This is a genomic window from Streptomyces sp. NRRL F-2580, assembly GCF_000720115.1.
GTDB lineage: Bacteria > Actinomycetota > Actinomycetes > Streptomycetales > Streptomycetaceae > Streptomyces.
Genome location: NZ_JOIR01000016.1, coordinates 62,904 through 85,848 on the forward strand (window position 1 = coordinate 62,904; position 22,945 = coordinate 85,848).

Genomic DNA, 22,945 nt, shown 5'->3' on the forward strand with positions numbered 1-22,945 from the left:
CCCGCACGGGGAACCGGTGTGTCCGCGGAAGACGAGCGCGAGTGCGACGGAGGGTGCGGAACATGGCGCAGCAGGATGCGGCACCGAACGGCGGCGGAGAGCTGCGGGACATCGTCTCGGCCGTGTCCAGGGGCGCGCCGGAGTACCGGCAGTGCCCCCACCCGATGTACGCGGCCCTGCGCGAGCAGGCGCCGGTGTGCCGGCTGACGCCGCCGCACGGGGTCGACACGTACCTCATCACGCGGCACGACGACGCCCGCGACGCGCTGTCGGACCCGCGCTTCAGCAAGAACATGCGCGGCGCCATCGACACCTACCACGCCGTGTACGGGAGCTTCTTCGACGCGCTCGACGACAACGTGCTCTTCTCGGACCCGCCCCGGCACACGCGGCTGCGCCGCATCCTGCGCAGCGCCTTCACCCCCCGGCGGGTTGAGCAAATGCGCCCCCGGATCACCGAGATCGCCGAGGACATCCTCGGCGAGTGCCGGAAGGCCGGCACGGTCGACCTGATGGCCGCGTTCGCGTTCCCGCTGCCCATCGCGGTCCTGTGCGAACTGATGGGCATCCCGCAGGAGGACCGCCCGGAGATCCTGGAGCAGTTCGCCGTGGTGACGCGCTCCCGGTTCGACCCCGGCAAGAAGGCGGAGCTGAAGGCGGCCGGGGAGCGGCTGCAGCGCCGGCTGGAGCAGCTCATCGCGGACACCCGCGAGCACCCGTCGGACTCCTTCCTCAGCGACCTCGTCCAGGCGGAGGAGCGGCTGGAGGACCCCGAACTGGTCGCGTCGCTGTGGGTGCTGTTCTTCGCCGGCCACAAGACCACCGCGTACCAGATCGGGAACTCCGTCCTCAACCTGCTGCTCCGCCCCGACCAGGCGGCGAAGCTCCGCGAGGACCCCCGGCTGATCCCGGGGGCGGTCGAGGAGATGCTGCGCTTCGAGGGTTCGGTGGAGACGTCGACCTTCCGGTACGCGGCGCAGGACGCCCGGATCCGGGACACGCTGATCCCCGAGGGCTCCCTGGTGCAGATCGCGCTCTCCTCGGCCAACCGGGACCCCGAGAAGTTCGACTCCCCGGACGAGCTGGACGTGACGCGCGAGGGACTCCAGGGGACGCACCTGGGCTTCGGACACGGCACCCACTACTGCCTGGGGGCGCCGCTGGCGCGGCTCGAACTCGAGATCGCGTTCGCCTGCCTCCTGCGGGAGTTCCCGGCCATGGAGCTCGCGGACGCGGAGGAGACCAAGGGGGCGTGGCTCAAGGGCCCGGTGGCGGCGTTCCGGGGGCTCGAACACCTCCGGATCGTCCTGGAGCCCTCGCGCCCGGACGGAGATCCCGGCGAGCCGACCCTGGCCTCCGTGGCCTCCGGAAAGTAGCCCAGACCCGATGGACGGTGGATCGGCATGACGGATTCCGTGAGTACCCCCGCGCTGCGCCTCCTGGGCACGCCGGCGGACGAACTGCGCGTCGCCGCGGTGGGCACCAGCGAGGTCATCCGCGTCGGGCAGAACCCCTCCGCAGCGGGCCCGGACGCGGCGCGCGCGGTCCATTCGAAGATCGACATGCATCACCACTACTGCGCGCCGCAATGGCGCGAGTGGGCCGTGCACCACGGGCTGATCACGCAGGACCAGCTGCCCCCGTGGACGCGCCTCGGCATCGCGGACGCGATCCGGTTCATGGACGGGGCGGGCATCACGACCGCCGTCCTCAAGCCGATGCTGCCGGCCCGCTACCGGTCGTCGGCGCAGCTGCGCGAGGCCGTCAACATCACTCTGCAGTCGATGATCGAGGTGACGACCTCGCATCCGGGCAGGTTCTCGTACTACGTGCCCCTGTTCCTGGACGACCCGGAGGCCTCGTCGTGGGCCGTGCGCCGCGGCCTCGGGCAGCTCGGCGCCGTGGGGGTCAACGTGACGGCCAACTACGGGGGCGTCTACCTCGGGGATCGCGCCTACGACCGGGTGTTCCACGAGCTGAACGAGTTCTCCGCCGTGGTGGACACCCACCCGCACAACCTGCCCGGCTGCCCGCCCGGCGCGTCGAGCGTCCCGGGCATTCCGAACTTCATGTGCGACTTCCTGCTGGACACCACGCGGGCCGCCGTCAACATGATCAGCAACCGGACGCTGGACCGCTTCCCGGACGTCTCCGTGGTCCTGCCGCACGCCGGCGGCTTCCTCCCGTACATCGTCACGCGCCTGCAGGCCCTCGGCCGGTTCTGCGAACCGCGCGTGGAACCCGCCGCCGTCCGCGACCACCTGAGCCGCTTCTACTACGACACGGCAGGCCCCATGGCGCCCGCGGCGACCCTGCTGGAGCACGTGCCGGCCGATCACGTCCTCTTCGGCACGGACTGGCCCGCCGCGCCCGCCGACACGGTCACGGACCTGGCGCTGCCCGCTCTCGAAGCGGACCCGTCCTTCACCCCGGAGCAGCTGCAGGGCATCTACCACGGCAACGCGATGCGCCTGATCCCGCAGCTGGCGAACGCCTGACGGGGGTGCGGGCCGCACGGCGCGGCCCGCACCCCCGTCAGGGCGGGGGCGGGAAAGCTCAGACGAGCTTGGCGTCCAGGGTGATCGTCGTACCGGTCAGGGCCTGGCTGACCGGACAGTTCTTCTTGGCTTCCTCGGCCGCGGCGGTGAAGGCGTCGGCGTCCAGGCCCGGCACCTCGCCCTCGGTGGTGAGGTGGATGCCCGTGATGCCCTTGCCGGGAACGAAGGTGACGGCGGCCGAAGTGGTCAGCTTGGCCGGCGGGTTGCCCGCCTTCGCCAGGCCGTTCGAGAAGGCCATGTTGAAGCAGCTGGAGTGCGCGGCGGCGATGAGCTCCTCCGGGCTGGTCCGCCCGTTCGCCGCCTCGTCGGTGCGCGCGGGCCAGGAGACCGGGTAGCTGCCGAGGCCGGACGAGTCGAGGGTGACGACGCCCTTGCCCTCGAACAGGTCGCCCTCCCAGACGGCGTGGGCGTTGCGTGTGGCGGCCATGGTGGATCCCTTCGTAGATGGGGGAACGGCCGGGCGCCCGGAGGAGCCCGGCATCCCCAAACCTACTGGGACACCAGGGGTTTCGCGTCGCGCGCCAGCGCGGTGAGCCGCGATATGGCGCGGAAGTACTTCTTCCGGTAGCCGCCGTTCAGCATGTCGTCGCTGAAGAGCCGGTCGAAGGGGACCCCGGAGGCCAGGACCGGGATCTCGCGGTCGTACAGCCGGTCGGCCAGTACCACCAGCCGCAGCGCCGTCGACTGGTCGGGCACCGGGCCCACGTCGGTCAGGCAGACGGCCGTGATCCCGTCGGTCAGCGCGCCGTAGCGGCTGGGGTGCACCCGGGCCAGGTGCTCCAGCAGGCCGGGGAAGTCGTCCAGGCTCGCGCCGTCGGTCGCGTACGCGGCCTTGGCGACCTGCTCGTCGGAGAACGGGGCGGGAGCCTCCGGCAGGCCGCGGTGGCGGTAGTCCTGGCCGTCGATCCGCAGCGGCCGGAAGTGCGCCGACAGCCCCTGGATCTCGCGCAGGAAGTCGGCGGCGGCGAAGCGCCCCTCGCCGAGCTTGCCGGGCAGCGTGTTGGAGGTGGCGGCCAGCGCCACGCCCTGTTCGACGAGGCGGCTGAGCAGCGAGGACACCAGCACGGTGTCGCCCGGGTCGTCCAGCTCGAACTCGTCGATGCACAGCAGCCGGTGCCCGCCCAGGGTCTGCACGGTCTGCTGGAAGCCGAGCGCGCCGACCAGGTTGGTCAGCTCCACGAAGGTGCCGAAGGCCTTGAGCGCGGGCTCGGCCGGGGTGGCGTGCCACAGGGAGGCGAGCAGGTGGGTCTTGCCGACGCCGTACCCGCCGTCGAGGTAGACCCCGCGCGGGCCGGCGGGGACCGCGGGCTTCTTGGAGAACCAGCGCTTCTTGCCGGCGCCGCTCGCGTGCGCGCCGCCCAGACCGGCGGCGAAGCCGCTCAGCACGGTGACGGCCTCGGACTGGCTCGGCTGGGTCGGGTCCGGGTCGTACGTGTCGAAGCGGACCGAGTCGAAGCGCGGCGGCGGCACCATCTCGGCCACCAGCCGTTCGGCGGGCACCCGCGGCTCGCGCGCGCACAGGGCCTGGGGCCCCGCGTCGGCTATCGGAGGCCGGCCGGAGGTGTAACCGGAGGTGGAGAGTGATGTCGACACAGCCCTTAACTCTACGGGGCGTGGCACACTGCCCGGATGCGACGCCTGTTCCCTGTGACCGATCAGACACCAGCCCCGCCCCAGGACCGGGCCGACCGGGAGTGGTCGCTCGACGAGCTCGCGGAGGCCTACGCGTACCCCGTCCTGGGGACGGACGGGCACTGGCTGCGGGCGAACATGGTCTCCACCCTGGACGGGGCGGCCCAGCACGACGGCCGCTCCCAGCCGATCTCCGGCGAGACCGACATGAGGATCTTCGGCACCCTGCGGGCTCTGGCCGACGTGGTCGTCGTCGGGGCGGAAACGGTTCGCCAGGAGGGCTACCGCCCGGCCCGGGCCCGGGAGGCCTTCGCCGCCCGCCGGGCGGCCGCCGGACAGGGCCCGGCCCCCGCGATCGCCGTGGTCACCGCGCGCATGGACCTGGACTTCTCGCTCCCCCTGTTCACCTCCCCGCTGGTGCCGACCCTGGTGGTCACCGGTGCCACCGCGCCCGCCGACCGGGTGGCCGAGGCGCTCAAGGCCGGGGCCGAGGTCGTGGTGGCCGGCGACGGCGCGGCCGTGGACCCGGCCCGCGCGGTACGGGAGCTGGCCGAGCGGGGGCTGCGCCGCCAGCTGACCGAGGGCGGGCCCCGGCTGCTGGGCCAGTTCGTGGCCGCCGACGCCCTGGACGAGCTGTGCCTGACGATCTCGCCGATGCTCGCGGCCGGTGACGCCCAGCGGATCGCCGGAGGACCCTCCGTCACGGTTCCGCACCGGCTCGCGCCCGCCTCCGTACTGGAAGAGGCCGGGTTCCTCTTCACGAGCTACCGTCGGATCTGACAAGGGGCGGAGTTTGGCGTTCCGCTTTGCTTCCGCTGGGCACATAACTGGGCAGACATGTCTGCGCAGGGCCCCGTGCGACAGCGGGGCAGGATGGTTTCCGCAGGGGCAGGCCAGCCGGCCTCGGCCCATGAAGGAGAGGGCGTCCGTGTTCACGAGCGTATTGATGATCGAGCAGCCGCTGACCACGGTGGACGTGGACTTCGTCACCACCCTGCACGGGGACGACCCGGTCTCCTTCGTCGTCCTCATGCGACCCCGGGGCGACCAGGACCGACTGCTGCGCGCCATCGACGACGTCGCGCTCGGTGAGCTCCCCGAGGCCATCCACGAGGGTGACGAACCCGAGGGCGAGGCCGCCCGCGGCCCGGCGGCACACGCCCTCGCGCACTCCCTGAACGCCCTGCGGCAGAAGGGCGCCAACGCCACCGGTCAGATCATCGGGGACCACCCGCTGGACAAGCTGAAGGCCGTCGTGGACGAGACCGGCGCCGACGAGGTGATCGTCCTGACCGCCCCGCACTTCGTGGAGGAGTTCTTCCACCGGGACTGGGCCTCCCGCGCCCGGCACAAGGTCGGCGTTCCGGTGCTCAAGCTCTTCGCCCACAACGAATAGGCTTGGCCCGTCAGAGCTTGACAGCACCACCCCTCGATCCTGGAGCGACCTGAATGAAGCCCGGCCTGCCGACCGCCATGGAACGGCCCCACTTCATCGGCATCGGCGGCGCCGGGATGTCCGGCATCGCGAAGATCCTGGCCCAGCGCGGAGCGCGGGTCGCCGGCAGCGACTCCCGCGACTCCGAGACCGCCCAGGCCCTGCGCGCCCACGGCGCCACCGTCCACATCGGGCACGCGGCCGGCCACCTCGCCGCCGACTCCACCTGCGTGGTCGTCTCCAGCGCCATCCGCGCCGACAACCCCGAGCTGGCCCGCGCCGCCGAGCTCGGCATCCCCGTCGTGCACCGCTCCGACGCCCTCGCCGCCCTGATGGACGGGCTGCGCCCGATCGCCGTCGCCGGCACGCACGGCAAGACCACCACCACCTCGATGCTGGCGGTGTCCCTCTCGGCCCTGGGCCTGGACCCCTCCTACGCCATCGGCGGCGACCTGGACGCCCCCGGCTCCAACGCCCACCACGGCGAGGGCGACATCTTCGTGGCCGAGGCGGACGAGAGCGACCGCACCTTCCACAAGTACAGCCCGCAGGTCGCGATCATCCTCAACGCGGAGCTCGACCACCACGCGAACTACGCGTCGATCGAGGAGATCTACGAGTCCTTCGAGACCTTCGTCGCCAAGGTCGTGCCCGGCGGCACCCTGGTCGTCGCCCACGGGCAGGAGGGCGCCGCCGAGATCGCCCGCCGCGTCGCGGGCCGGGAGGGCCTCACCGTCGTCACGTACGGCGAGGAGGAGGACGCCGACGTCCGGATCACCAAGATCACCCCGCGCGGCCTGACCAGCGAGGTCACCGTGGTCCTGGACGGCCGGATGCTCACCTTCACCGTCTCCGTGCCCGGCCGCCACTACGCGCACAACGCCGTCGCGGCCCTCGCAGCCGGCGTGGCCCTCGGCATCCCGGCGCACAACCTGGCCTCCGCCCTCGGCAAGTACACCGGCGTCAAGCGCCGCCTCCAGCTCAAGGGCGAGGCCGCCGGCGTCCAGGTCATCGACTCCTACGCGCACCACCCCACCGAGATGACCGCCGACCTGGAGGCCATCCGCGGAGCCGCCGGGGACTCCCGGATCCTGGTCGTCTTCCAGCCGCACCTCTTCTCCCGCACCCAGGAGCTGGGCAAGGAGATGGGCCAGGCGCTGGCCCTGGCCGACGCCTCCGTGGTCCTGGACATCTACCCGGCCCGCGAGGACCCGATCCCCGGCATCACCAGCGAGCTGATCATCGCGGCCGCCCGGTCCGCGGGCGCCGACGTCACCGCCGAGCACGACAAGGCGGCCGTCGCCGACGTCATCGCGGGAATGGCCAAGCCCGGCGATCTCGTTCTCACCATGGGCGCGGGAGACGTCACGGACCTCGGTCCGGCCATCCTCGCCCGGCTGTCGAGCTGAAGGTACGAGGGAGCGGGAGAGTCATGTCCTACGAGGTAGAGAAGACGGACGAGCAGTGGCAGGCGGAGCTGACCCCGTCCGAGTACCAGGTGCTGCGCCTCGCGGGCACCGAGCCAGCCTTCCGCGGTGAGTACACCGACACCAAGACGGAGGGGGCCTACTCCTGCCGCGGCTGCGGGGCCGAGCTGTTCCGCTCCTCGGAGAAGTTCGAGTCGCACTGCGGCTGGCCGTCCTTCTTCGACCCGAAGGACACCGACGCGGTCGAGCTGATCGCCGACACCTCGCACGGCATGGTCCGTACCGAGGTCCGCTGTGCGAAGTGCGGCTCCCACCTGGGCCACGTCTTCGAGGGCGAGGGGTACCCCACCCCCACCGACCAGCGGTACTGCATCAACAGCATCTCCCTGCGCCTGACCCCCTCCACCGACGAGGGCTGACACCGCGGGACCCCGCCGGGCCCCCACCGACCCCGTACGGGGTCGGTGGGGGCCCGCGCGCGTTCCGGTTGCCGGTCCGCCCGCGGCGGGCGGGCGCTCGCGCGGCTGGCCGGAAGGGGTCCTTCGTGATGTCGAGGACATCGCAGTTCGATTCCGATCCGGTCTCTGGCCTGCGGTGATCCGAAGGCGATAGCACGGTTGGGCAGTGAAGACACCTATCCGTTTTCTCCATGTGTCTGGTTATGATCGGCACCCTCACATCCCGCCGCAGCCGGACCGGTTGTGGCCGTCCCCTCCCCAGGACCGTGCCGTCCGGCTGCTCGGCAACCCCCGACATCCCCCTGCCGCCCCCGCTCCCGAGGACCGATGTCTCCCATAGAACCCGAAGGCGTACGAGGGCAGTCGACGACGCGTCGGTGGCGCCACGTGCGCCTGCGCACCCTGCTGATCTGGCTGGCGGTCGTCCCCACTCTGGCGATGGGCACTCAGGTCACCCTGAGCGCACAGCGGTTGCTGGCCCAGTCGGAACAGCTGCGGGCCGACGTGCAGGCCGCCGAGCGGATCGGCGCACCGCTGTACACGCTCATGGTCGACATGCAGGCGGAGCGGACGGCGACCGCCGCCCAGTGGGCGGGCAACGACGGGGCCGAGGGCGAACTGCGCGCCCGGCGCGGGGCCACGGACCTGGCCGCCGCCGAGTTCCGCCGGCTGGCGGACGATCCGTCGAGGTCCTTCGCCGAAGTGACCAAGCAGCTCGACAAACTGGCCGCGTACCGCCAGCGCGCGGACACCCGCAGCGGCGCCGCCGACAGCACGCTGGCCTACTACTCCGAGGTGATCGGCAAGGTCATCCAGGTGTACCAGCAGGAGTTCAGCCACGCGGAGGACGCCGAACTCGCGCAGGCGAGCCGGCCCGTGGTGGCGATGCTCCAGGCCACCGAGATGGTGGCGCGCGAGGACACCGTCCTGGCCCTGGCCGGGCCCTCCGGGGAGCTGAGCTTCGTCGGCTACGACCAGTTCGTCAGTTCCCTGGGCGCCCAGCGGTACCTGCACGAGGCGTTGATCGTGCCGCACCTCGCGGAGGGGGACGAGCGGTTCTACGAGCGGGTCGTCGGCTCCGCGGACTGGCAGACGAAGACGCGCATCGAGAACGCCGTCCTCTCCGGGCACAAGGACACCGTCTCGGGCATCAGGGTGCCCGCCGAGGTCGCCGGCTGGTCCTCCGCGCACGCCAACTTCTCCGTGCAGATGACCACGCTCAACATCGACCTGGCGCGCTCGGTGCTCGCCCGCGGCGAGGCCAAGGCCGCGGAGCTGCAGACTGAGGTGGCCTGGCTGATCGGGGGAAGCGGCGGCGGGCTGCTGGCCGTTGTCATCGTGGTCGTGTTCACCACCCGGTCGGTGCTCCGCCGGCTGCACGAGCTGCACGTACGCACGGTGACCGTGGCCGAGGAGACCCTCCCCGACGTCGTGGCCCGGCTCCAGCGCGGACAGAACGTGGACGCCGCGGCCCTGCCGGCCGTGAGCGGGGACCGGGACGAGGTCGGACGCATCAGCGACGCCTTCGCCCGGGCCGTCGCCGTGTCGGTCGACGGGCACCGGCAGCTCGCCGCCGAACGCCACGGGTTCGGCCTGTTCGCCTCCGGCATCGCCTCGCGCACCGGAAACCTGGTCAGCCGCCAGCTGAGCCTCACCGAGGACCTCCAGGACACCTTCGGCCACGACGAGGCACTGCTCGCCCAGTTGATGCGGTCCGACCAGCTGACGGTCGGCATGCGGCGGCAGATCGAGAACCTCCTCATCCTGGCGGGCGGCGAGGTCCCCGACCCGCACACCGAGCCCATGCGCGTCGCTGACCTGCTGCGCGAAGCCGCCGCGGAGGTCGAGGACTTCCGGCGCATCGAGCGGCAGGCCCTGGACGAGACCAGCGTGGAACCGAGCGCGATCAGCCAGATCAGTCACCTGCTGGCCGAGCTGCTGGACAACGCCACCCGGTTCTCCCCGCCGAAGGCGAAGGTGGTCATCCGCGCCGAACTGGTCGCGGACGGACTGTCGGTCGAGATCGAGGACCGCGGACCGCGGGTGAGCCCCGAGCGCTACGAGGAGATGAACGGGCGCCTGCACCAGGCCCCGCCGTACTCCGTCCTGGCGCAGAACGCGCACCGGCTCGGCCTCTTCGTCGTCGGCCACCTCGCCGACCAGCTCGGGGCGACCGTCACCCTGCGCCGCTCGGTGTACGGGGGGACCTGCGCCGTGGTGGTCCTCCCCGGGGAGCTGCTGCTGGCGACCGAGGCGGAGACCCCGCGCGAGCCCGCCCGGCGCGAACCCGCGCCCCGGGCCCTGGCCCAGCCCGCGCCCGAGCCGGAGCCCGCGGTCGAGCCCGGGCCGGAACCCGCGGCCGAGCCGGAGCAGGTGGCCGAACCCGAGCCGGTCCTGCTCACGGGCGCGGGCCTGCCCAGCCGCCGTACGAAGACGCCCGCGCCCGGTCCCGTGGCCGCACTGGCGGTCCGGCCGGCTCCGGCGGACGCCCCCGCGCGGCCCGCCCTCCCCGAGCGCGTCCCGCAGACCCACATCGCAGACCAGCTGCGCGCGCCCCGCGCGCCGGAAACACCCGTGCGGCCGGACACCGAGACACCCGAAGAGGTGGCCGACGCCTGGGCGGACTACGAACAGGGGACCCAGACAGTGGAAGAAGAGCTCCGACGGGATCAGCCATGACCATCTCCTCGAACACCACCGCATCCAACGACGCGATCTACAGCGTCCTGGACAACAACCTGAGCAGGATCGCGGGCATCCAGGGCGCCGTGCTCCTGTCCAACGACGGCATCCGGCTCAGCGCCTACCTACTGGACCAGCCCCAGGCCGAGCGCATGGCGGCCGCGGCCTCCGGCATCGCCTCCACGATGAAGGCGATATCGCGGGAGATCGACGGCGGCGGCGTCATCCGCCAGCTCGTCGAGATGGACGACCGGTACCTCTGCATCGTCGGGTGCGGGGAGGGCAGCACGCTGATCGTGGTGACCTCCCGCAAGGCCCGCCTCGGCGAGCTGGGCGGCGAGGCCGTACGCACGGCTCAGGCGCTCGGCGAGTGGCTGGGCACCCCCGACCGCGGTCAGGTGCCGTCCTCGTAATGCCGCAGGACGAGTCGCAGCCCGCGAGCCGCCGCCGTACGCGGCTGTACGCCCTGACCGACGGACGTACGGACGCTTCGCAGACCGTCCTCACCATGGACACCACCATCACGGCGGCGGTCGCCGACGACGCGCTCGGCGGGCTGCCCACCGAGTGGCAGGAGATCCTCGCCATGTGCGCGCCGCCGGGCGGGCGGGCGGTCGCCGAGATAGCGGCGCGGATGCACATCCGTCTCACCCCGATGACGGTGCTCCTCGGGGAACTCGCCGACCGCGGGCTGATCGACCACCGGCCGCCGCTGGCGGCCACCGACACCACCGACGTCAACCTGCTCATGAGAATCAGGGACAACCTTGCCCGGATATGACATGCCCGCCTCCGGGGAACCCGACCCGGTCAAGATCCTTATCGCCGGCGGGTTCGGGGTCGGCAAGACGACCCTGGTGGAGACGATCTCCGAGATCGAGCCGCTGCGGACGGAGGAGCGGCTGACGGCCGCGGGCGTCGGGGTCGACGACCTCGACGGCATCGAGTCCAAGACGGTCACCACGGTGGCGATGGACTTCGGCCGGATCACCCTCACCGATGCCGGGGTCGTCCTGTACCTCTTCGGCACGCCCGGCCAGGAACGCTTCTGGTTCATGTGGGACGACCTGCTGAACGGGGCCCTCGGGGCGATCGTGCTGGTCGACACGCGGCGCCTCGACCGCAGCTTCCCGGCCGTCGACTTCTTCGAGAGCCGCGGACTGCCCTTCGTGGTCGGCGCGAACTGCTTCCACGGCGAACAGCCGTACACCGCGCAGGAGATCGCGGCGGCCCTGCACCTGCGCGATCCGCGAACGCCCGTCCTCATGCTCGACGCCCGCTCCCGTGACGACGTCCGCGCCTCCCTGCTCGCGCTGCTCGACCGGCTCATCGTCACGGCGCGGGAACCGGCGGCCGCCGACGGCTGACGGGAGGGCCGCGAGGGGCTGTTGTGTTGCGGGGAGTTGCCCTACCCTCCCACCAGCGCGGCCGCGGCGGACGGAGGAACGCCGTCCGTTCTCCAGGTGTACGGCACCGCGTCACGAGGGGATCCCCGGCCGGTACCCCGGGGCCGCTGTCCTTGGGGCGCCCCTCGACTCCCCCCTCACCCGCAGAGGTCGTCACGCCATGGCAGAACTCAACCGTCGCAGGTTCCTGCAGATAGCCGGCGGCACCGCTGCCCTCACGATGCTGAACGACAGCATCGCGCGGGCCGCCGCCATCCCGGCGCAGGGCACCACCGGCACGATCCAGGACATCGAGCACGTCGTCGTCCTGATGCAGGAGAACCGGTCCTTCGACCACTACTTCGGCGCGATGAAGGGCGTCCGGGGCTTCGGCGACCCGCGCCCCGTCCTCCAGGACAACGGCAAGTCGGTCTTCTTCCAGTCCGACGGGACCAAGGACGTCCTGCCCTTCCACCCGCAGGTCGCCGACCTCGGGATGCAGTTCCTGGAGGGGCTGAACCACGACTGGGCAGGCGGCCACCAGGCGTACAACAACGGCAAGTACGACAAGTGGATCCCGGCCAAGACGGCCACCACCATGTCGTACATGACCCGGAACGACATCCCGTTCCACTACGCCCTCGCCGACGCCTTCACGGTGTGCGACGCCTACCACTGCTCCTTCATCGGCGCCACGGACCCGAACCGCTACTACATGTGGACGGGCTACACGGGCAACGACGGCGTGGGCGGCGGCCCGGTCCTCGGCAACCAGGAGGCCGGGTACGGCTGGAAGACGTACCCCGAGCGACTGGAGTCCGCCGGGGTCTCCTGGAAGGTCTACCAGGACGTCGGCGACGGCCTGAACGCGGCCGGCTCCTGGGGCTGGATCAACGACGCCTTCCGCGGCAACTACGGCGACAACTCGCTGCTGTACTTCAACGCCTACCGGGGCGCCCAGCCCGGCAGCGCCCTGTACGAGAAGGCGCGCACCGGCACGAACGTCAAGGCGGGCGACGGCTACTTCGACCGGCTGCGCGCGGACGTCGTGGGCGGCACCCTGCCCTCCGTCTCGTGGATCGCCGCCCCCGAGGCCTTCAGCGAGCACGCCAACTGGCCGACGAACTTCGGTGCCTGGTACATCTCGCAGGTCCTGGACGCGCTGACGGCGAACCCGGCGGTGTGGGCGAAGACCGCCCTCTTCATCACCTACGACGAGAACGACGGGTTCTTCGACCACGTGGTCCCGCCGTACCCGCCCGCCTCCTCGGCCTGGGGCCTGTCCACGGCCGACGTGTCCAAGGACCTGTACGTCGGTGGCGGCGGCTACGCGGCCGGACCGTACGGCCTCGGTCCGCGCGTGCCGATGATCGTGGTCTCCCCGTGGAGCAAGGGCGGCTACGTCTGCTCCGAGACCTTCGACCACACCTCCGTGATCCGCTTCATGGAGAAGCGCTTCGGCGTGCAGGAGCCCAACATCTCCCCGTGGCGCCGCGCCGTCTGCGGTGACCTGACCTCGGCCTTCGACTTCACCCGCGCCGACGCCGCGCCCGCCGCCCTGCCCTCCACGGCCGGGTACGTCCCGCCGGACAAGAACCGCCACCCGTCCTACCATCCGACCCCGCCGGCCACGGGCACCCTGCCCAAGCAGGAGGCCGGCTCCAAGCCGACCCGCGCCCTGGGCTACAGCCCGTACGTGGACGGCGCCCGCACCGTCTCCACGGGCAAGTTCACCCTCACCTTCTCCTCCGGCCCGACCCTCGGCGCCCACTTCCACAGCACCTCGGGCAACCGGACCGACGGCCCCTGGCCCTACACGGTCGAGGCGGGCAAGACCCTCTCGGACACCTGGTCCACCAGCAGCTCCACCGGCAACCAGGTCAACCTGACGGTCTGGGGCCCCAACGGCTTCCTGCGCACCTGGAAGGGCCCGGCGAAGAAGGCCGGCCCCGAGGCCACGGCCCGCCACGTCGCCGGCACCGGCAACCTGGCCCTGACCCTCACCAACTCCGGTACCGCAGCCGTCAACCTGACGGTGACCAACGCCTACGGCGGCGCCCCGCAGGTCGTCAGGGTCGCGGCCGGCGGCACCGTCGCCCACACGGTGGACCTCGGTGCCACGGGCCGTTGGTACGACGTGAACGTCGTCTCCGACGCCGACGCCAGCTTCCTCCGCCGCTTCGCGGGCCACGTGGAGACGGGCGCCCCGGGCGTCTCCGACCCGGCGATCAAGACCGTCTGACGCGGTCCTCCGGCGTGCGAAGCAGCCGCCGTTCCAGGACCGGGAGGTCTTCGGGGCGGCGGCTGCGGGCGTACCGGAGCAGCAGGTCGCGGGCGGTGTCCGGGACGCGGCGCCGCTTCGGGTGGCGGGTGGTGAACTCCTCGCTCGCGAAGAACCGCACGGCGCCCTCCAGCCCGGTGCGGTCCGTCTCCCGCACCGCCCAGGCGAGTTCCTCCGTCGGCCTCCCGGCCAGCAGCCGGACGGGGGCCCGTTCCGCGAGGAGCCACGCCGCGTCGCGCGGCTCCTCCCGTACGGCGCCCAGCCAGCCGAACACCACGGCCGGCGGCACCCCGTGCGGCGGGGGCGGCTCCTCCTCGCCCGCGGCCAGGGCCCGGGCGAACTCCCGCAGCCCCTCGGGCGCCGCGGCTGCCCACCGCTCCCGGTGACGGGCCGGGATACCGTCGGGGGAAAGCGGGTCGAGCAGGCGGCTCGACTCGGGAGTGGGGTGCGCCGTTCCCTGGGCGTCGGAGCAGGCGCACTCGATCAGGTCCCATCCCGCCTCGGCGGCGCGTTCCCGGCCGAGCCGCCGGACGGCCCGGACCTCGTCGATCTCGGCGGGAGCGGTGATCTCGTAGCTGCGCGGATGGTGGGGGTGCCGGGCCCCGTCCGGACGGGAGAAGTCCCCCATGACCAGCGGCTCCGGGCGCGATGTCGGCTTCACGGTGTGATCGTAGACCCGGTGGGCAGAACGTACGGGTCCGTTTTCGTCGGCCCCGTCACCGAGGGAGAACGCATGGCCATCGCCCACCGCAGGATCGGTACCGGACCCGTTCGCGTCATCGTGCTGCACGACTGGTTCGGCACCTCGGCCAACTGGGGCTCCGTACTGGACCACCTGGACCCCGAGGGGTTCTCGTACGCCTTCCTCGACTACCGGGGCTACGGCGAACGCCGGGACGTGACGGGCCGCCACACCCTCGGCGAGATCGCCGACGACGTCCTCGAACTCGCCGACCAGCTCGGCTGGGACACCTTCTCCCTGCTCGGCCACTCCATGGGCGGCAAGGCGGCCCAGCAGGTCCTCGTGCGCGCCCCCGAGCGGATCGAGAAGCTCGTCGGGATCAACCCGGTCCCGGCCGCGCCGTACGCGATGGACGACGCCACCCACACCCTCTTCTTCGGCGCCGCCGAGAGCCCCGAGAACCGGCGCGCCATCCTCGACCTCGTCACCGGCAACCGGGCGAGCCGGCGCTGGATCGACCGGATGGTCGCCCACTCCCTGGAGGTCTCCCGCCCGGAGGCCTTCGCCGACTACCTCGCGAGCTGGCAGTCCCTGGACCTGTCCGACGCCGTCAAGGGCAACACGGTGCCGGTGCTCGTCCTGGTCGGCGAGTACGACCTCGCGCTCACCGCCGATGTGATGCGCGCCACCTGGCAGGTCTGGTACCCGAACTGCCGCATCCGCACCCTCCCCGGCGCCGGCCACTACCCGCCGCACGAGACCCCCGTGGCCTTCGTCACCGAGGTCGAGGCCTACCTGCGCGACTAGCCGCAGCCGGAGCCGCCGCCGTACGCCGGACGTCCGGCGTCGGACCTCGGACGCAAAAAACCCCCGGGGTACGAGGAGACCTCGTACCCCGGGGGATCAGGGTGAGTGACGGGACTTGAACCCGCGGCCACCTGGACCACAACCAGGTGCTCTACCAACTGAGCTACACCCACCACGAAGGGCGGCGGACCACCCGTCGACGTGCATGCACAGCATAGCCGATCTGCGGGGTGGTCCCGCGACGCGTTATCCGGCCGAGCGGCTGGCGCCCAGCGTGGCGGCGAGCCGGGCCGTGACCCCGTCCCGGCGGCCGGCGGCGTGCGCGACGGCCGCCGCGGCCAGGGCCCGGACGATCGGGTGCGGCCGCGAGCCGTCCCCGTGCAGCTCCGGCTGGAACAGCGTGGCCAGGAAGAACGGGTGTCCGGGCAGCTCGGCGATGCGGGCCTGGCCCTCCTCGTCGTGCCCCGACAGCCGCAGCCCGTGGGCGGTCAGCGTCGGCAGGTGCCGGGGCGCGGGTCCGTAGTTGCAGTGGTAGCGCTCCATCGACCGCTCCGCGCCGAGCGCGGCCTCGGCGAGCGAGCCGGGCTCGGCCCGTACGAGGCCCTCGTGCCCGACGAGCGAACAGGCGAGCGGCGCGATCAGCGGGTCCGCCGCCCCCGGGTCGTTCTCGGCGTGCGCCACGGAGGTCAGCCCGCAGACCGTCCGGGCGTACTCCAGCAGGGTGTGCTGGAAGCCGCCGCAGGTCCCGAGGAAGGGGATGCCCTCCTCGCGGGCCACCCGGATCGCGGCCAGCGCCCCGGCCTCGCTCGCGTACGGGCTCCCGGGCAGCACCCACACGGCGTCGAAGCGGGCCAGGGTCCCGGCGGCCGCCTCGGCCTCGGCATCGCCGGTGGGGATCCAGTAGGCGTCGAGTACGAGTCCGTCGCGGGAGGCCAGGGCGTCCAGCAGGAGCGGGATCCGGGTGTGGGACTTCACGTGCGGGGAGCGGTCGCCGACGAGCGCGATCCGCGCCGCCGGTGTGGGCTGCGGGGCCGGCGGGGTCTGCGTCGGGTGCGGGGTCTGTGCGGTCTGTGCCGTGGTCATGTGGATCATCCTGCGGCCGGCTCCCCGTTCAGCGCCAACGATTGTTCCTGCACCCTCCATCAGTGATCCTGATGACCATGGACCCGCACCTGCTCCGTACGTTCGTCGCCGTGGCCCGGCTCGCCTCCTTCTCCGCCGCCGCCCGCGAGCTCGGCTACACCCAGTCAGCCGTCTCCCAGCACATCGCCGCGCTCGAAGGGGACCTCCGGGCCGAGCTGCTCACCCGCCGGCCCGTCGCGCCGACCCCGGCCGGGACGCGGCTGCTGGAGCACGCCGGGCCCCTGCTCCTGCGGCTCGACGCCGCCCGCGCCGACGTGCTCCGGCTGACCGCCGCCCCGCCCGGCCGGGTCACGCTCGCCGCCTCCCCGCTCGCCGTCGGGCCCCGGCTGCTCGCGGCCCTGCCCGCCACCGGGGTCACCCTGCGGGTGCTGCCCCCGGCCGAGGTACCCGCGGCCGTCGCCACCGGGGGCTGCGACCTCGGCCTCGTCGACGGCCCGGCCGCGCCCAGCGACCCGCTGCGGCTGCCCGACGTGGCCCCCCTCACCGTGACCGGGGTGGCGCAGGAGGAGCTGGCCGTGCTGCTGCCCGCCGGGCACCCCTTCGCCGGGCGGGCCGCCGTCCGGCTGGACGACCTCGCCGACGCCCGCTGGCTCGACGCCCCCGGCGTGGGGCTGCCGCTCACCGCCGCCCGCGCCTCCGTCCGCTACGACGGCACCGACCTGCACGCCCTCTGCGCCCTCGCCGCGGCCGGGCACGGCCTCGCGCTGCTTCCGCGCCGGGTCGCCGAGGCCGCCGGCGCGGGGGTCGCCGTGCCGCTGTCCGCTCCGCGCCTGGTGCACCGTACGGAACTCCTCACGCCCGGCACCCCGACCGGCGCGGCCGCTGCCCTCGCCGCCCGGCTCACGGCAGGATCACCCGTATGACACGTGACGCCGCATTCAAAGACCCGGCACCCTTCACGGCCGACGACTACGCCGCCCGGATGGCCGCCGCGGCGCGGACCGCCGCCGACGCCGGACTGGCCGGCCTGCTGATCGCCCCCGGGCCCGACCTCACGCACCTCACCGGATACCGGCCCACCGCAGAGACCGAGCGGCTGACCCTGCTCGTGCTTGCCGCCGGACAGGACCCGGTACTCGTCGTCCCCGCACTGGAGGCCCCCGACGCGGCCAAGGCCGCGGGCGCCGCCGCGCTGACCCTGCGGGACTGGACCGACGGGACGAACCCGTACTCCGTGACCGCCCCGCTGCTGGATCCGGCCGGCCGGTTCGGGGTCAGCGACAACACCTGGGCCCTCCACCTCCTCGGCCTCCAGCGGGAGTTGCCGAAGACCTCCCACACGCCGCTCACCGACTGCCTGCCCATGCTGCGCGCCGTGAAGGACGAACGGGAACTGGAGCGCCTCGCCGCGGCGGGGGCCGCCGCCGACGCCGCGTACGCGCAGATCCTCCACCTGCCCTTCGCCGACCGCCGGGAGACGGACGTCGCCGCCGACCTGGCCGCCCTGCTGCGCGCCCACGGCCACTCCCAGGTCGACTTCACCGTCGTCGGCTCCGGCCCCAACGGGGCCAACCCGCACCACGAGGCCGGCGACCGGGTCATCCGCCGCGGCGACATGGTGGTCCTCGACTTCGGCGGCCTGCGGTTCGGCTACGGCTCCGACATCTCCCGCACCGTGCACGTGGGCGAGCCCACCGCCGAGGAGCAGCGCGTCCACGACATCGTGCGCGAGGCCCAGCAGGCGGGCGTGGCGGCGGTCCGCCCCGGGGTCTCCTGCCAGGAGGTGGACCGGGCGGCCCGCGCGGTGATCACCGAGTTCGGGTACGGGGACCGCTTCATCCACCGCACCGGCCACGGCATCGGCGTCACCACCCACGAGCCGCCGTACATGGTCGAGGGCGAGGAACAGCCCCTGGTCCCCGGGATGTGCTTCTCCGTGGAGCCGGGCGTCTACCTGCCCGGCCGGTTCGGCGTCCGCATCGAGGACATCGTGACCGTCACCGAGGAGGGCGGGCGACGGCTCAACAACGCCCCGCGCGAGCTGGCCGTCGTCGAGTAGCCCGCCCGGCGGGCGCGGCGACCGCCGCCTCACGGACCCAGCACGACCGCCGATTCGCCGGGGACGTGGATCCGGCCGTCGGGGCCGGGGCGTTCGAGGGGCTCCCACGCCGCCAGCACCCGCACCCCGTTGCGGCCCAGCGCGATCGTCAACGGCTCCGGGGAGAGGTTCACGGCCACCCGTACGTCGCCCCGCCGGAAGGTGAGCCAGCGCCGCTCCTCGTCGTGGGCGACCCGGACCGACGCCAGGTCCGGGTCGCGCAGGTCCGGGTGGCCGCGGCGGAGCGCGACCAGGGTGCGGTACCACTCCAGCAGGCGGGCGTGGGCGGCCTGTTCGGGCTCCGACCAGTCCAGGCAGGAGCGCTCGCGGGTCGCCGGGTCCTGAGGGTCGGGGATCTCTCCCCCAGCTACCGCTGGGGGGACCCCCACCGCCTTCCAGCCGTGCGCCGCGAACTCCCGGCGCCTGCCGGTCCGTACGGCCTCGGCCAGCTCCGGATCGGGGTGGTCGGTGAAGTACTGCCAGGGGGTGCGCGCCCCCCACTCCTCGCCCATGAACAGCATCGGCACGAACGGTCCGGTCAGCGCCACCGCCGCGGCGCACGCCAGCAGGCCGGGGGAGAGGGAGGCGGCGAGCCGGTCGCCCTGCGCCCGGTTGCCGATCTGGTCGTGTGTCTGCGTGTAGCCGAGGAAGCGGTGCGCGGGGGTCCGGCGGCGGTCCACCGGGCGGCCGTGGGTGCGGCCGCGGAAGGAGGACCAGGTCCCGTCGTGGAAGAAGGCCCGGGTCAGGGTCTTGGCGAGGGCGGCGAGCGGGGCCTCGGCGAAGTCCCCGTAGTACGCCTGGGATTCACCGGTCAGCGCACAGTGCAGGGCGTGGTGGAAGTCGTCGTTCCACTGGGCGTGCAGGCCCAGTCCGCCGGCCGCGCGCGGGGTGGTGGTGCGCGGGTCGCACTGGTCGGACTCGGCGATCAGGAACAGCGGCCGGCCGGTGTCCGCGGCCAGCCCGTCGACGGCCGCGGACAGCTCCTCCAGGAAGGTCAGCGCGCGCCCGTCGGCCAGCGCGTGCACGGCGTCGAGCCGCAGTCCGTCGATCCCGTAGTCGCGCAGCCAGGCCAGCGCGCTGCCCACGAGGTAGGCGCGCACCTCGTCGGAGCCGGGCGCGTCCAGGTTCACCGCCGCCCCCCAGGGCGTGTGGTGGGTGTCGGTGAAGTACGGGCCGAAGGCGGGCAGGTGGTTGCCGGAGGGGCCGAGGTGGTTGTGGACCACGTCCAGCACCACGCCCAGCCCGGCGGCGTGGGCCGCCTCCACGAACCGGACCAGCCCGGCCGGGCCGCCGTACGGCTCGTGCACCGCCCACGGCGCGACTCCGTCGTAGCCCCAGCCGTGCCGGCCGGGGAAGGAGCAGACCGGCATCAGCTCCACGTGCGTGACGCCGAGCGTGCTGAGGTGCCCGAGGCGGGCGGCGGCCGCGTCGAAGGTGCCCTCGGGCGTGAAGGTGCCGATGTGCAGCTCGTACAGGACCGCGTCCTGGAGCCGGGTGTGCGGCGGCGGGACCGGCGGGCCCGCCGCCTGGACCAGCGCCTCGAAGTCGACCACCGCGGACAGGCCGTCGGGGCCGTCGGGCAGCCGCCGGCCGCGCGGATCGGGCCGCGGGACCGGGTCTGCGTCCAGCAGGAACCCGTAGCGGCTGCCCTCGCCGGCCGGGGCCTCCGCGGTCCACCAGCCGGACCGTTCCGGATCGCGCTCCATCGCGTACGTCGCGTCGTCGAGTCGCATGGCGACATGACCTGTCAGCGGTGCCCACACCTCGAAGTGCAACGGACGGTCCCCTCGTCAGCGGCGGTGGCCGGCATGCGTATCCTGCCCATCATTCCGGGCGTGGCGGGGGAGTTCTGGACACTCCGGCCCCGACGGGCCGACAATCACCCTGTGACGTCGAGTTTCGAGATCCCCGCCTTCCCCGCGCCGCGGCTGTCCGACGCCGAGCGCGACAGGGCGCTGGGCCAGCTCAGAGAGGGCGCTGCCCTCGGCAAGCTGTCCCACGACACCTTCCTGCGCCGGATGGAACTCGCCCTGGTCGCCCGCCGCTCCGAGGACCTCGCCGTCCTCACGGCCGACCTCCAGGCAAGGGAGGCCGCCGAAAGCCCGTGGACACGTCGGCTGTTCGGCTGGGTCGGCCGGGTCTCCGCCGTGTCCGTCGGCATCCGGCACGCCTGGGCCGCCGAGAAGCTGCCCAAGCTGCTGCTGCCACATCCGAGCGCGGCCGTCCTGCGGATCGGCCGCGATCCCGGCAACGGACTGCGGCTCAGCCACGAGACCGTGTCCCGGGCGCACGCGGAACTGAGCCTGCGCGACGGGCTGTGGGTGCTCAAGGACCTCGGGTCCACCAACGGGACCTCCGTCAACGGGCACCGGGTGACCGGCTCCGCGGTGGTCCGCGCCGGGGACCAGGTCAGCTTCGGGAAGATGACCTTCCGGCTCTGGGCGAGCTGATATCAGGACCGGGTTCGGGCCCACGTCCACCCAACCGGCGGCGGATGGTTCCCGCCGCCCCCGCACCCGGTCCCCCGGGCGGCTCAGGAGGTGTCCCCCCTACGCCAGCGGCTTGCCGGGGCAATAGGCGTCGCCCCAAGCCGTCGTGGTGGCGCAGGTGGGATCGTCCGGGCGGATGTCGCGGAGCCAGTCGCCCACCTCGGGAAGGACCGTGCGGGTCGTACCCGCCGCGGCCACGGGTCCGGCGGGCGCGTCGGCCGGCGAGGCCGCGGCGGCCGCGGTTCCGGTACCCGTCCAGACGGCCCCCGCGGCGGCCAGCGCGACTACCCATGCTGCGTACTTGTTGATCACGACAACCCCTCTGTGGATATGGAACGTTGCCGGAGGACGCGGTGGTCATGCGCGCCGTCTCCCCGTTGATCACGACTCTGCCAGAGCCCGGCGTGACAGTGGCAGGCACGTAAGGGATCATGTGTGTGCCATGCACTTTTAGGAGGCAAGCAGTTGCACACGGGCGCAGGCGGGGCCTCGGACGCCGGCTTACCCGAGGTCGACCACGCGGCGATCGTGCTCTACCGGTGGACGCTCGTGCAGGGCGGGCTCGCCCCGTCGGCCCTGCCGAGGGCCGCGGCCGAGACCGGGCTGACCGAGGAGGAGTGCCGCGCCGCGGTCCGCTCGCTGACCGACACCTGCCTCCTGCGAACGGCGGGCGACGGCTGGCAGGCCGTCAGCCCCCAGGCGGCGGGGGCCCACCTGCTGTCCGGGCCGGAGGCCGCGCTGCGCGCGCACGAGGAGCAGCTGCGGGCCCGCAGGGAGGAACTCCAGAACCGGCGGGACGCCTTCACCGGGCTCATCCCCGTCTACCTCCAGGCACGGCAGCACGTCTTCCCGCAGGGCACGATCGACCACCTGCCCGACCAGTTCGCCGTGCGCGCCCTCCTCACCGAGGTCATCGACGGCTGCCGCGCCGAGATACTGGTGTCCAAGCACGGCGGCTCGTTCCCGGAGGCGGCGCTGCGCGAGGCGCTGCCGCGTGATCTCGCGCTGCTGGAGCGGGGCGTGCGGATGCGCAGCCTGTACCAGCACGCCACCCGTTTCGACCCGGTGACGCGGGCGCACGCGGAGCGGCTGATCGGGGCGGGGGCGGAGATCCGTACGCTCCCCGAGGTGCTCCCGCAGATGATCGTCATCGACGGGGAGTTGGGCTTCCTGCCGTCCCGCTCCGGCGGGGCGCTGCTGATCCGGGAGCCGGACCTGCTGGGGTACCTGCTGGACGTCTTCCACCGGGACTGGGAGTACGCGACGCCGTTCGCGACGGGCCCGCAGGCGGCCCACGACATCTCGGAAACGGTCAAGCAGAGCATCCTGGCGCTCCTGGCCAAGGGACTCAAGGACGACACGATCGCGCGGCGCCTGGCGATATCGCTGCGGACCTGCCGCCGGCACGTCTCGGAGCTGCTGCTCCAGCTGGGCGCGAACAGCCGCTTCCAGGCGGGGGTGATCGCCGAACGGCAGGGCCTGACCCAGGGCCGCGGGCCGGCTCCGGAACGCCCGTCGGAACAGGGACCGGAGGAGGGGCCGGAACAGCGGGCGGAACAGGGGGCGGTACGGGTACCGGCCGCCGGGGCGCCGGAGCGGGCACCGGCGTCGGCACCCGCCCCGCGCCCGGCCCCTGCCTCGGAGCCGGCGACCACCCCGGCGCCGCACACGGACGGCCCGGCCCGTCCGCCCGGCTGCCCCGGCTGCGGACGAGCGCTCCCGGCGGCCGCCGGCGGCCACCCGGCCCCGGGCCGGCCCGCCAGGCACTGCTCGGCGTCCTGCCGGGCGCGGGCCTACCGGGCCCGCCGCAGGTCGCGGCCCGGAGGCGAGGGACCCACCGCAGGCGCGTGACGAAAGGCGACGGCCCCCGTCACGAAACCCCGGTGAACCGTGCGCCACCGCATCCCGACGGGTCCGCCTCCCGGCCC

22 protein-coding genes and 1 tRNA gene are annotated in these 22,945 nt (G+C 73.1%); 16 read left to right on the plus strand and 7 right to left on the minus strand.

Annotated elements, in window-relative coordinates; genetic code table 11:
* The first annotated feature begins 62 nt into the window (after window positions 1-62).
* A complete protein-coding gene (locus IF88_RS0119430; protein ID WP_051837177.1) occupies window positions 63-1,376 on the plus strand; it encodes a cytochrome P450 family protein in 1,314 nt (437 codons plus the stop codon).
* A gap of 27 nt (window positions 1,377-1,403) precedes the next feature.
* Window positions 1,404-2,498, plus strand: coding sequence for an amidohydrolase family protein (locus IF88_RS0119435; protein WP_078892993.1), 1,095 nt, complete (start codon window positions 1,404-1,406; stop codon window positions 2,496-2,498).
* Window positions 2,499-2,556: 58 nt separating this feature from the next.
* On the opposite strand, the gene IF88_RS0119440 is transcribed toward IF88_RS0119435, so the two are convergent.
* Together IF88_RS0119440 and zapE are read right to left on the minus strand one after the other, a co-directional pair.
* On the minus strand, window positions 2,557-2,985 hold the full coding sequence (locus IF88_RS0119440) for an OsmC family protein (protein ID WP_030713592.1): 429 nt from the start codon (window positions 2,983-2,985) through the stop codon (window positions 2,557-2,559).
* 62 nt (window positions 2,986-3,047) lie between these two features.
* Complete coding sequence (gene zapE, locus IF88_RS0119445; protein ID WP_420710991.1) at window positions 3,048-4,103, minus strand: cell division protein ZapE; 1,056 nt, start codon at window positions 4,101-4,103, stop codon at window positions 3,048-3,050.
* Between the two features lie 84 nt (window positions 4,104-4,187).
* Here zapE and IF88_RS0119450 point away from each other — a divergent pair, with 84 nt between their 5' ends.
* From IF88_RS0119450 to IF88_RS0119490, 9 genes are all read left to right on the plus strand, one after another.
* Window positions 4,188-4,970 (plus strand): pyrimidine reductase family protein, encoded by a 783-nt coding sequence (locus IF88_RS0119450; protein ID WP_030713594.1) that lies wholly within the window; start codon window positions 4,188-4,190, stop codon window positions 4,968-4,970.
* A 148-nt stretch (window positions 4,971-5,118) separates the two neighbouring features.
* A complete protein-coding gene (locus tag IF88_RS0119455) occupies window positions 5,119-5,586 on the plus strand; it encodes a hypothetical protein (RefSeq protein ID WP_037806379.1) in 468 nt (155 codons plus the stop codon).
* 53 nt (window positions 5,587-5,639) lie between these two features.
* A complete protein-coding gene (murC, locus tag IF88_RS0119460) occupies window positions 5,640-7,034 on the plus strand; it encodes a UDP-N-acetylmuramate--L-alanine ligase (RefSeq protein WP_030713596.1) in 1,395 nt (464 codons plus the stop codon).
* A 23-nt stretch (window positions 7,035-7,057) separates the two neighbouring features.
* Window positions 7,058-7,471, plus strand: coding sequence for a peptide-methionine (R)-S-oxide reductase MsrB (msrB, locus tag IF88_RS0119465; protein WP_030713597.1), 414 nt, complete (start codon window positions 7,058-7,060; stop codon window positions 7,469-7,471).
* A 366-nt stretch (window positions 7,472-7,837) separates the two neighbouring features.
* Window positions 7,838-10,189, plus strand: a complete 2,352-nt coding sequence (locus IF88_RS0119470; RefSeq protein ID WP_030713598.1) for a nitrate- and nitrite sensing domain-containing protein — start codon at window positions 7,838-7,840, stop codon at window positions 10,187-10,189.
* Window positions 10,186-10,605, plus strand: coding sequence for a roadblock/LC7 domain-containing protein (locus IF88_RS0119475; protein ID WP_030713599.1), 420 nt, complete (start codon window positions 10,186-10,188; stop codon window positions 10,603-10,605). Before IF88_RS0119470 ends, IF88_RS0119475 begins: the two co-directional genes overlap by 4 nt.
* Window positions 10,605-10,973, plus strand: a complete 369-nt coding sequence (locus tag IF88_RS0119480; protein ID WP_030713602.1) for a DUF742 domain-containing protein — start codon at window positions 10,605-10,607, stop codon at window positions 10,971-10,973. The genes IF88_RS0119475 and IF88_RS0119480 overlap by 1 nt, the downstream gene beginning before the upstream one ends.
* A gap of 1 nt (window position 10,974) precedes the next feature.
* The gene (locus IF88_RS0119485; RefSeq protein WP_030713605.1) at window positions 10,975-11,559 is read left to right on the plus strand and encodes a GTP-binding protein; all 585 of its coding nucleotides are present in this window, start codon (window positions 10,975-10,977) and stop codon (window positions 11,557-11,559) included.
* Between the two features lie 199 nt (window positions 11,560-11,758).
* Complete coding sequence (locus IF88_RS0119490) at window positions 11,759-13,819, plus strand: phosphocholine-specific phospholipase C (protein ID WP_030713609.1); 2,061 nt, start codon at window positions 11,759-11,761, stop codon at window positions 13,817-13,819.
* Here IF88_RS0119490 and IF88_RS0119495 read toward each other — a convergent pair.
* Window positions 13,806-14,519, minus strand: coding sequence for a hypothetical protein (locus IF88_RS0119495; RefSeq protein WP_158754458.1), 714 nt, complete (start codon window positions 14,517-14,519; stop codon window positions 13,806-13,808). The genes IF88_RS0119490 and IF88_RS0119495 overlap by 14 nt on opposite strands.
* Before the next feature lie 72 nt (window positions 14,520-14,591).
* Here IF88_RS0119495 and IF88_RS0119500 point away from each other — a divergent pair, with 72 nt between their 5' ends.
* Window positions 14,592-15,347 (plus strand): alpha/beta fold hydrolase, encoded by a 756-nt coding sequence (locus IF88_RS0119500; RefSeq protein WP_030713613.1) that lies wholly within the window; start codon window positions 14,592-14,594, stop codon window positions 15,345-15,347.
* Window positions 15,348-15,447: 100 nt separating this feature from the next.
* On the opposite strand, the gene IF88_RS0119505 is transcribed toward IF88_RS0119500, so the two are convergent.
* Window positions 15,448-15,520, minus strand: a tRNA-His gene (locus tag IF88_RS0119505).
* A gap of 73 nt (window positions 15,521-15,593) precedes the next feature.
* Window positions 15,594-16,430, minus strand: coding sequence for a glutamine amidotransferase-related protein (locus IF88_RS0119510; protein WP_078892997.1), 837 nt, complete (start codon window positions 16,428-16,430; stop codon window positions 15,594-15,596).
* A 77-nt stretch (window positions 16,431-16,507) separates the two neighbouring features.
* Between IF88_RS0119510 and IF88_RS0119515 the strand changes: the two genes are divergently transcribed.
* Window positions 16,508-17,353: a LysR family transcriptional regulator gene (locus IF88_RS0119515; RefSeq protein ID WP_030713617.1), complete on the plus strand. Its 846-nt coding sequence runs from the start codon at window positions 16,508-16,510 to the stop codon at window positions 17,351-17,353.
* On the plus strand, window positions 17,350-18,489 hold the full coding sequence (locus IF88_RS0119520) for an aminopeptidase P family protein (RefSeq protein ID WP_030713618.1): 1,140 nt from the start codon (window positions 17,350-17,352) through the stop codon (window positions 18,487-18,489). Before IF88_RS0119515 ends, IF88_RS0119520 begins: the two co-directional genes overlap by 4 nt.
* Window positions 18,490-18,518: 29 nt before the next feature.
* On the opposite strand, the gene treZ is transcribed toward IF88_RS0119520, so the two are convergent.
* Window positions 18,519-20,303: a malto-oligosyltrehalose trehalohydrolase gene (gene treZ, locus IF88_RS0119525; RefSeq protein WP_030713619.1), complete on the minus strand. Its 1,785-nt coding sequence runs from the start codon at window positions 20,301-20,303 to the stop codon at window positions 18,519-18,521.
* Between the two features lie 111 nt (window positions 20,304-20,414).
* On the opposite strand from treZ, the gene IF88_RS0119530 reads away from it, so the two are divergent.
* The gene (locus IF88_RS0119530; RefSeq protein WP_030713620.1) at window positions 20,415-20,978 is read left to right on the plus strand and encodes a DUF1707 and FHA domain-containing protein; all 564 of its coding nucleotides are present in this window, start codon (window positions 20,415-20,417) and stop codon (window positions 20,976-20,978) included.
* A gap of 99 nt (window positions 20,979-21,077) precedes the next feature.
* Here the strand turns inward: IF88_RS0119530 and IF88_RS45525 are convergent, their stop codons facing one another.
* The gene (locus IF88_RS45525) at window positions 21,078-21,329 is read right to left on the minus strand and encodes a hypothetical protein (RefSeq protein ID WP_030713623.1); all 252 of its coding nucleotides are present in this window, start codon (window positions 21,327-21,329) and stop codon (window positions 21,078-21,080) included.
* Between the two features lie 153 nt (window positions 21,330-21,482).
* Here IF88_RS45525 and IF88_RS0119540 point away from each other — a divergent pair, with 153 nt between their 5' ends.
* The gene (locus IF88_RS0119540; protein WP_051837179.1) at window positions 21,483-22,868 is read left to right on the plus strand and encodes a helix-turn-helix transcriptional regulator; all 1,386 of its coding nucleotides are present in this window, start codon (window positions 21,483-21,485) and stop codon (window positions 22,866-22,868) included.
* Window positions 22,869-22,945: the final 77 nt, after the last annotated feature.